Raw genomic sequence first — 6,510 nt, 5'->3', positions numbered from 1 at the left:
TATCGACGGCAGCGCCGCCATGCTCGTAGCAACCTTCTTCGTCCTGCTTGGCATAGATGCTCCTTGTGATCATGCTATGCCTCACACACGAAATATCTGACAGGCTCATAGACATACAGGAGCAGATCCGCATCACCTTATTCCCCTCAACCCTGGAGTCCTCCATGCACACCACCACGCACAAGAATCCGAGTTTCGACGGCCCGTACTTCTCCGACATGCCCAAGCGCAAAGGGAAGAGCTTGTGGAAGTCCGAACTGTCACGGCATGGCTCCGGCCACCCTGCCACCATGCTTGCCGGAGCCTGGTACGCCATCGGGCTGGGTACTCAGCAATGTCGAGATACGCTCAAGCTTCTGCGGGATGCCGAATACTGGGAGCGGCACCTCGGTGGGGAGCACGCGGTTGAGCTTGGGCTGAACCTAGCGTGCCAGGGCTTTGCCTTGATGAATCTCGGCTCGCAGGGTTTGGCTGCCCGCAGGCTGCGGGAGGCGGCCTCTCAGCTCGAAGCCGTCGGCTACGACCACAGCGGCGACCTGGTCCGCATCCAGACCTCGCTGTCGAGGGCCGAAGGTGCCCTCTACGGCCCCGTCGCCGGCCTGGTGAGGCTGCACAGTGCCCGTGAGCACTATGCAAAGGTTGACCGATTCGAAGTCCTGCGCGAAGCCGTTGCCGTTCGAGGTGAGCTGCTCGACACGCTCTTGAAGTCGGATTTCGGCTCACCCAGTAGGGATTATCTGAATCAGGGCAAGCATCAGCGCGACGCCCACGCGGTTGGGCGCCTCGTCGAGACGACAGTCCAGTCAGTGCGGGCTTTGCTCATGCAAAGCGACACGTGGCAAGCCACATGCGCAGCGCACTCTTGCGTGTTCGAGCTGCTCGAGAACTGCAACTTGAGGGCAGACGACATCCGCAGCGCGCTGGAAACGCTCGATGAGCTGTTCACGATACTGGATGACGTGTTGCGGCACTTTGACCAGCTTGCAACCGCGGCGACGGTCTAGTTGTGAAGCTTCAATACGTTGTATCTGCGGTTTACCCTGACTGAGCCCGGGCGACTGGAAGTCGCCAAACACCCAGACTTCCAAGATATCAGCCGAATGAACCAACGTCCCGTATTAGGCGCTGACCACAACATCGCCCCAAGCCGTTCATCCGGACGGCCAGCGCCTCGGACATATGGGCCAAGGTCACCCGGGCCAAGGCCGCTCAGGTGGCCGACGCCTGATAAGTGCCGCTCGGCAACCAGTCAGTCACCCATCGAGTTCGAAGCTCAACTCGCCCAGCACGCGGCTAATTAGTTCTGATTCCCCCCGGTCCAGCCTCGAGTGTTCACTCCAACGGTGGCTCAGATTTACACCGGCCCCGACAGCTTCAGCTCCCCTTGAACGACGGATTGCGCTTGCCGTGGAAGGCCTCGACGCCCTCGCGGAAATCGTCGGAGCTGCGCAAGCGGCCATAGCTGTGGCCTTCGAGCTCGATTGCCACGGTCAACGTAGCATCTTCGGTATCGTTCAGCAGCTTCTTCGCGGTGCGCTGTGCGAGCGGGGAGAAGGTGCGAAGCTCGTCGACCAAGCGGTCGGTCGCGGCTTCCAGCTCGGCGGCAGGCACGCACTCGGTGACCAAGCCCCACTCGTAGGCCTGCTTGCCAGGAATGCGGCGCGAGCGCATCACGATGTCCTTTGCGCGCGAGATGCCGACCATTTTCTGCAGCCGCGCCGCGCCGCCGGAGCCGGGGATCTGGCCGAGCTTCTGCTCGGGCAAGGCATAGCGCGTGGTCTCAGTCACGATGCGGAAATCGCAGGCCAGCGAGATCTCGAACCCCACGCCAAAGCAGTAGCCGCGGTTGGCCGCGATCACAGGCTTGCTGCAGCGCGCGGGCGCCGCGATGTTCCACGCCAGCTTCGACACGTGCTCGGGTGTGGCCTCGAGAAAGCCCTGGATGTCGCCACCGCTGGAAAAGTGCTCACCCTCGGCGCGCAATACGATCACGCGGACGGCGGGGTTGTGGTCGAGCGACTCGAACACCAGGCGCAGCTGGTCGCGCTGCGGCATCGAGATGATGTTGAATGGTGGGCGCTGCAGCACGATGTCGGCGCGTTCACGGGTCGGGTCGATTTCGACGCGGAAACCATCGAGCTTCTCGAGCAGGGACTGGGCGGGGTGGGCGAGCTGCGTCATAGTTTTTCCTTGGGTACAAAGGTCAATGAAAGGGCTCCTCAGGCAGTGAAGGTCGGGCGCTGCAGACCTTCCCAGCGACAGACGAGATCGTGGTGCTCGATGTCAAACAGGTCGAGCACACGCCCCACCGTGTGGTCGACCATGGCCTCGAGCGAGTTCGGTCGCGCGTAGAACGCGGGCACCGGTGGGAAGACGATGCCGCCCATCTCGGTGATGGCGGTCATGTTGCGCAGGTGAGCCAGGTTCAATGGCGTCTCCCGCGCCATTAGTACCAGCCGGCGGCGCTCTTTCAACACCACGTCGGCCGCGCGGCTGATCAGGTTGTCGGCCAAGCCGTTCGCCACTACCGCCAACGTCTTCATCGAGCAGGGCGCGATCACCATACCGGCCGTGCGAAAGGATCCGCTGGAGACGGCAGCGCCGATGTCCTTCACGTTGTGCACCACGTTCGCTAGGGCCTCGATGTCAGTGCGCTTCATATCGACTTCCTGCGACGCGGTGAGCGCGCCGGAGGCGGACATGACCAGGTGGGTTTCCCAATCAGGCATGCGGCGCAGCAGTTGCAGCAGGCGCACGCCGTAAATAGTGCCGCTCGCGCCGGTGATCGCGACGATGAGCCGCTTCTTGGTCATGACGCTGCTCCCGCCAGGAAGTCGATGCGCGTGGCGACGTCGATCTCCGCATTCAGGTCGATCTCGCCTTCGCCCGGCACGCGCACCTTGGTGAATACGTGCTCGTGATAAACCACCGGCTTGGTCGCATCCAACCCCATCTTGGCACTGAGGCCCTGCAGGTGTAGCGGCGGCGTGCCGTCGACGAAGTCCTGGCCGATGGTGGTCGAGGGGTCGAGCACCGAGCCCTGTGCGCCGTGGATCACTATCAGGTCGCGGTCAGCCTGGAAGCGCGTCGCGACAGCCCATTCGACCTGCAGCGGATCGTGCGCCTCCACATCGTCGTCGACCACGATCACCTGCTTGATGTCGTAGTGAGCGCCGAAGGCCGCGCAGATCACGTTCTTGGGCTGGCCCTCATGCGTCTTCTTTATCTTGACGTAGAGGTGGTAGCGGCCGACGCCGCCGATGGCGAGGTGCACGTCAAGCACGTTGGGGAAGCTACGCTGCAGATGCGCCAGCAGCGTGGCCTCGCGCGGGATCGAACCGAGCAGCAGGTGCTCCATCTCGGCCGGCACGATGGTGTGATAGATCGGGTCCTGACGGTGCGTAATGGCGTCCACCTGGATCACCTCGCGGAGCTCCCGCGCGCTGTAGTACTTTGGGAACTCGCCGAAAGGCCCTTCGGACTCGCGCACGCCGGGAAGGATGCGCCCCTCGATCACAATCTCGCTGTCGGCAGGCACGCGCACTTCATTGGTAATGCACTTGGCGACCTTCAGCGGCGCGCCGTGCAGCGCACCGGCAATCTCCAGCTCGTCGCAGTCGATCGGTGCGATGGCCTGCGAGGACAGCAGCGTCAGCGGGTCGATGCCAATCACCACTGCCACCGCCAGCGCCTCGTTGCACGCTTCGGCTGTCTTGTAGAAGGCCCACAGGTGGCGCGGCAGCATCAGGATCGCCATGCGCTCCTTCGAGTGCACCTGGATGCGGTTGATCGATACGTTCTGCACGCCCGTTGTCGGGTTGCGCGCGATGACCAGGCCGGCCGTGATGTACGGGCCGTTGTCGTGCTCGCTGTGCGTGGGCACCGGCAGCACCTCCCGCACGTCGCGATCGCGATGCACCACCTGCTGGCAGGCCGCCTTGCCTTTCGTCACCTCCTGCCAGGGCAGTGGATGCTCGGCGGCATTCCTGAAGCGCTGCAGCAGTTCAGACTCCGGTACGCCCATCGCCTCGGCGATCCAGGCGCGGCGCGACATGAAGCCCGACACCACCGGCACTGAGTGGCCGCCCGGTTTGGGGAAATACGCTGCCTGCTTGCCGTCGAGCCGCTTAGCGATGGCGGCGAGCGTGTGCTCGAGCGGCGTGCCTTCGCGGATGACGGCGACGCGACCGCTGTCGCTCAGGTGAGCGAGCCAGCGGCGCAGGTCGGTGAAGGGGGCGCCCTGGGATGTCGAAGCGGTGGGGGTTGCCATGGCGGTGTTTCTGCGTGGAAAAATGTGGCGATGAGGCAGCGTCGCTCAGGACGCCGGCGTGTCGGGGCTGCCGAGAGGTTCGTACTCGCCCGCGACGAGCTTGCGGCGCAGGATCTTTCCGACCGGCGATTTCGGGATCTCCGCGACGAACACGTATTCGCGCGGGCGCTTGAAGTCGGGCAGGGCGGAACTGCGGCAGTGAGCGTCGAGCGTCTGCTCGTCGAGCCCTGCCTTGGCGCCGCTGCGCGTGACGAAGGCCACCACCCGCTGACCCCAGCGCTCGTCGGCGAGGCCGGCCACCGCCACCTCGCCGACGCCGGGGCACAGCGAGATGACCGACTCGATGTCGACCGGCGAGATGTTCTCGCCGCCGCTGATGATCATGTCGTCAACGCGGCCGGTGACGTAGAGGTCGCCTTCGTCGTCGAAGTAGCCGATATCGCCGGTGTAGTACCAGCCGTTGCGCAACGCCTTGGCGTTGGCGTCGGGGCGCTTCCAGTAACCTTCGAAGGCCTCGTCGCCACGCAGATCCGCGATGATCTGGCCCTCCTCGTTGGGCGCCATGCGCTCATCGGCGCCCTGCGCGTCCAGCCGCACGATGCGTAGCCGGGTGTTGAGCCCGGCGCGGCCTGCGCTGCCGGCCTTCCTCACCGCGTCCTGGTCGATCGAGACGGTATAGACCTCGGACGAACCGTAGTGGTTGACGAAGAGCTCGGGCTCGAAGGCGCGCTGCAGGCGCTTCAACAGCGCGTCGTGCATCGGCGCCCCGGCAAAACCCAGCTTGGTGACCGACGCGAGGTCCGCGCCGGGTCCTTCGCCGGCGCCGCTGAACTGGCGCTGCACCAGCATGTCGTGGTAGAGCGTCGGCACCAGATACAGGCAGGTGATGTTCTCGCGCGCGATCAGCGCCAGCGCGCCCTGGGTGTCGAAACGCGGCATGCAGACGAAGGTGCCGTCGACCAGCGCCATCGCCAGCAGCGACCGCACGCCCATCGTGTGGTAAAGGGGCATCACGCCCAGCGTGCGCTCGCCGCGGCGATACAGGTTCTGCGCGACATGCGCGAGCGCGGCGGCGCGCTCATGACGGTGCCGGCGGGGCACGCCCTTGGGCCTGCCAGTGGTGCCCGAGGTGTAAAGCATCAGCGACACGTCGTCGGCCTCGGCGGCAGATTCCAGCGCGGTGGGCTCGGCGTTCAGCAGGGTGGCCCAGCTGAGCGTGGCGTCCTCTCCATCGAGTTGGCCGACGGCGATGCGCGGCAGCGTGCGAGCGCCACTGCTGTATTGCACCGCGCTCTCGCTCACGGCTTCGAACACCAGCGCCTTCACCTCCGCATCGCCGATGCAGTAGTCGATCTCCTCGGGCTTGGCGCGCCAGTTGAGCGGCACCATCACCACACCTATGAACTGGCAGGCCCAATGCAGCGTGGCGGCCTCGTGGCGGTTCTGCAGCACGGACAACAGCCGGTCACCGCGCGCGAGGCCCAGCCGCGTCAGGCCCGTCGCCGCGCGCGCCACCTGGTCGTTCCACTGCGCGTAGGTAAGGCGGACGCTGTCGTCCACCAGCGCGAGCGCGTGCGGGCTGCGCTCCACGCTTTGAAGAAATGTGGTTCCGAGATCGAGCATGTCAATCTTCCGTGGAGGAAGCGATGGCGGTGGCCGTTGCACGGCGCAGGGCCGCGGTCTCCAGCACCGCCTGCACGATCGGCGTATAGCCGGTGCAGCGGCATAGGTGACCCGAGAGCATGCCGCGCACCTCGGCCTCGTTGGGGTCGGAGCGGCGGCGCAGGTAGTCGTCGCACGACATCAGGATGCCGGCGGTGCAGAAGCCGCACTGCAGCGCGTGGTGCCGTTTAAAGGCTTCCTGCAGGTCCGACAACGGGCCATCAGCATCGCACAGGCCTTCCACGGTCGCGATGTGGCGCCCTTCGGCCTGCACGGCGAGCGTCATGCACGAGCGCCCCGCCACGCCGTCGATCTGCACCGTGCATGCGCCGCACACGCCGTGCTCGCAGCCGACGTGCGTGCCGGTGGCGCCCAAGCTGTCGCGCAGGAAGTCCGACAGCAGCATGCGCGGCGTGCAAGGCGCGGTGCGCGCGGTGCCGTTGAGGTGCAGCCGCACCGTGTGCAGGCTGTCGCGGCCGATCTGTTTCATGCAGGGTTCTCCGTTACACGGGCCAGCATCTGCGCGCCGAGGCGGCGCACCAAGTGGCGGCGGAAGGCGGCGCTGGCGTGTGCGTCGT

At 65.5% G+C, this 6,510-nt stretch carries 6 protein-coding genes; 1 reads left to right on the top strand and 5 read right to left on the bottom strand.

All coding sequences use genetic code 11. The features are described 5' to 3' along the window. Positions 1-164: 164 nt before the first annotated feature. Positions 165-1,004, top strand: coding sequence for a hypothetical protein (locus H0W38_RS13680; protein WP_292454954.1), 840 nt, complete (start codon positions 165-167; stop codon positions 1,002-1,004). Positions 1,005-1,374: 370 nt separating this feature from the next. Here H0W38_RS13680 and H0W38_RS13675 read toward each other — a convergent pair whose 3' ends face one another. From H0W38_RS13675 to H0W38_RS13655, 5 genes are read right to left on the bottom strand one after another with little or no spacing between them, the layout of a single operon-like run. Then, a complete protein-coding gene (locus H0W38_RS13675) occupies positions 1,375-2,181 on the bottom strand; it encodes an enoyl-CoA hydratase/isomerase family protein (RefSeq protein ID WP_292454952.1) in 807 nt (268 codons plus the stop codon). Between the two features lie 38 nt (positions 2,182-2,219). Further along, on the bottom strand, positions 2,220-2,813 hold the full coding sequence (locus H0W38_RS13670) for a UbiX family flavin prenyltransferase (RefSeq protein WP_292454951.1): 594 nt from the start codon (positions 2,811-2,813) through the stop codon (positions 2,220-2,222). Then, positions 2,810-4,270 (bottom strand): UbiD family decarboxylase, encoded by a 1,461-nt coding sequence (locus H0W38_RS13665; RefSeq protein WP_292454948.1) that lies wholly within the window; start codon positions 4,268-4,270, stop codon positions 2,810-2,812. The genes H0W38_RS13670 and H0W38_RS13665 overlap by 4 nt, the downstream gene beginning before the upstream one ends. A 45-nt stretch (positions 4,271-4,315) precedes the next feature. Then, positions 4,316-5,893, bottom strand: a complete 1,578-nt coding sequence (locus H0W38_RS13660; protein WP_292454946.1) for an AMP-binding protein — start codon at positions 5,891-5,893, stop codon at positions 4,316-4,318. A 1-nt stretch (position 5,894) separates the two neighbouring features. After that, a complete protein-coding gene (locus H0W38_RS13655; protein ID WP_292454945.1) occupies positions 5,895-6,422 on the bottom strand; it encodes a (2Fe-2S)-binding protein in 528 nt (175 codons plus the stop codon). Positions 6,423-6,510: the final 88 nt, after the last annotated feature.

Origin of the sequence: Methylibium sp., assembly GCF_013817365.1 — a bacterium.
In the GTDB taxonomy this organism is placed as follows: Bacteria; Pseudomonadota; Gammaproteobacteria; order Burkholderiales; family Burkholderiaceae_C; genus Methylibium.
This window is presented reverse-complemented; position numbering and strand designations above follow the sequence as displayed.

What these genes read in the sequence shown, in the direction of transcription:
- H0W38_RS13675 (WP_292454952.1), bottom strand. Translation starts at nt 2,181, where the DNA reads ATGACGCAGCTCGCCCACCCCGCCCAGTCCCTGCTCGAGAAGCTCGAT.
- H0W38_RS13655 (WP_292454945.1), bottom strand. Translation starts at nt 6,422, where the DNA reads ATGAAACAGATCGGCCGCGACAGCCTGCACACGGTGCGGCTGCACCTC.
- H0W38_RS13680 (WP_292454954.1), top strand. Translation starts at nt 165, where the DNA reads ATGCACACCACCACGCACAAGAATCCGAGTTTCGACGGCCCGTACTTC.
- H0W38_RS13660 (WP_292454946.1), bottom strand. Translation starts at nt 5,893, where the DNA reads ATGCTCGATCTCGGAACCACATTTCTTCAAAGCGTGGAGCGCAGCCCG.
- H0W38_RS13665 (WP_292454948.1), bottom strand. Translation starts at nt 4,270, where the DNA reads ATGGCAACCCCCACCGCTTCGACATCCCAGGGCGCCCCCTTCACCGAC.
- H0W38_RS13670 (WP_292454951.1), bottom strand. Translation starts at nt 2,813, where the DNA reads ATGACCAAGAAGCGGCTCATCGTCGCGATCACCGGCGCGAGCGGCACT.